Origin of the sequence: Furfurilactobacillus rossiae (assembly GCF_013394005.1) — a bacterium.
In the GTDB taxonomy this organism is placed as follows: Bacteria; Bacillota; Bacilli; order Lactobacillales; family Lactobacillaceae; genus Furfurilactobacillus; species Furfurilactobacillus rossiae.
Genome location: NZ_CP040584.1, coordinates 1 through 2,020, shown reverse-complemented (window position 1 = coordinate 2,020; position 2,020 = coordinate 1). Strand labels below are relative to the sequence as shown.

At 42.2% G+C, this 2,020-nt stretch carries 2 protein-coding genes; both read right to left on the bottom strand.

The features are described 5' to 3' along the window. Positions 1-918, bottom strand: a complete 918-nt coding sequence (locus LROSL1_RS00115; protein ID WP_178913284.1) for a replication initiation protein — start codon at positions 916-918, stop codon at positions 1-3. Positions 919-1,656: 738 nt separating this feature from the next. After that, the gene (locus LROSL1_RS00110; RefSeq protein ID WP_178913283.1) at positions 1,657-1,914 is read right to left on the bottom strand and encodes a hypothetical protein; all 258 of its coding nucleotides are present in this window, start codon (positions 1,912-1,914) and stop codon (positions 1,657-1,659) included. Between the last annotated feature and the right edge of the window lie 106 nt (positions 1,915-2,020).

The window sequence follows — 2,020 nt, the reverse complement described above, 5'->3', positions numbered from 1 at the left end:
TTATCTGCGTTTGGTTAGGCTATCTAAAATTTTCTTGCGCTCATCTGCTCGTATCTGTTCTTCACGTTTCTGTTGGGCTTGTTGCTCACGTTCCGCTTCGGTCGTTCCTAGCTTGAGACCTTTGATTTTATCAATTGCCCGCCATTTTTCTTTGTCGGACAGTTCGCCATTGTGCTCGATATTGAATTTGGCTTTGTTCAGGCGTTCAGTCTTGCTGACTTGGACATCTTCGGCATCTTTGCGTTCAGGTTTCCATGCAAAAGAATAGCCAATAACAGGCTTTCCTCGCCCTTTACCGTATTTCTTGCGGACAGTTAGCCCACGAAATAGGGGGGTAAGTTCTTCTTTGATTGGACTAATAACATATTGGTCGGTGTTAGACTGCCGGTAACTTTTTGGAATATCAAGCAATTCAATAAAATCGGATTTTGAAAAATAGGCGTAACCGGTGGTGCGATAACCTTTCAACAAACGGAACATCGTCTTGGCGTAGCTACTCTTAAGGTCTCTAAACTCGGTTAAAGCGTATCGTACCCAACTCTCTAGATTGTTCAGCAAGGGCAAAGCGTCTTTGTAGATTTCTACGTCAACGTAAGGCTCTTCCACATCACCGTTGATTTTAAATTTGGTAAACATGACAAATCTTTCAAATGACAACCCGCTTTTACTTTGGCTACCGAAACGCAAGTCCATCAAATGATTGTAAGTGCGCTTGAGGTCGTCAATAAATCGGCGATTGGCGGTCGGTTTGTAGTTACTAAGGTCTTTCAGCTGGTCAAAGCTAAAGCGTACAGTCTGGTCGCCCTTATCACGCATTCTAGACACAATTGAAAAGAACAGATTCATTTCTGTAGGACTGAATTTACGGAGTGGAATGGTGTTCAGTTCGGGTTGATATTTCACTAACTCATTGCTCATATAATCACCTCAAAATTATTATAGCATATATAAAAGGATTTCATGCCCAAATTAACATGCCTTTAAACAGACAATTCCATGCCTTTAAACAGACAATTCCATGCCTTTAAACAGACAATTCCATGCCTTTAAACAGACAATTCCATGCCTTAATCATCCTGTACCCCTTGGGAGAGTAAGGCTGAACACACCCTTAAAAGAGGTTTTAAAAGAGGTTTTAAAAGAGGTTATAAAAGAGGTGGGGGTCTCCGACTTCGTCTCCGTGCCCCAAAATGCCAAATCAGGACCAAAAACCAAAAAGGAGTGAGCGAAAAGCACGCTCACATTTTGCTTGCAGCGTTCACTTCGTTCACTCGCTAAATTCAAAATCAAAAGCGTGGTTCAGGAAAAGCCTCGACTGTCGCTCGGCAGATAGACCCAAGTAGTGCTAAAAAGCCATACTTTGCGTTCTAAGCAATTCCAGAGTAACTAACAGATACTTTTACGCCGTTTCTAAAACGGCGCTTAAAAGAAACCTGACTGGTTAGAAACACTAAGTCTGAAAGAAGACAAAGAAATGTAGATAGGCCTAAAAAGGCTTATATTTTCGATCTAAGAAGTTTTAATGCTTTCCGGTATAATTTACCATGTGGAGGGGTAAACGGTCTTAGAACGAAGGAATAAGGCTCTCAGACGGTGTCTGGACTTGAATGGAGTCCCTTGGAAATGAGTTTATGGTTCAAGAGAGATTTTGTGTGACTAATACCAGCCCGCGTCCTCTGCCTTTTTAGTTAATTTTTCCAAATCTTGTCGCTGAGGTATGCGAGCCTGCCCTCTGGCGGCCTGCAAATGGCCATCAGGCCGCCGCCAAATAAAGCGAAAACCATCTTCGCTGTTTCCGTCTGAATTGACCATCACACTTGCCGTCGTCAGTTTTGTTTGAGCAGAGCGATAGGCATACACTAAACGTAAATTCAAGGGAATCAGAAGACTGAGTGAAATGAGGTCAATGCGCACTTACACACCACAATTAAAATTGATGGTGTTTGTGCTAAATTTCCTGTATCAGAAGTCGCCAGTGGCGACAACAAAATCAAGCCCAACTAAAATTATTTCTAGTGAA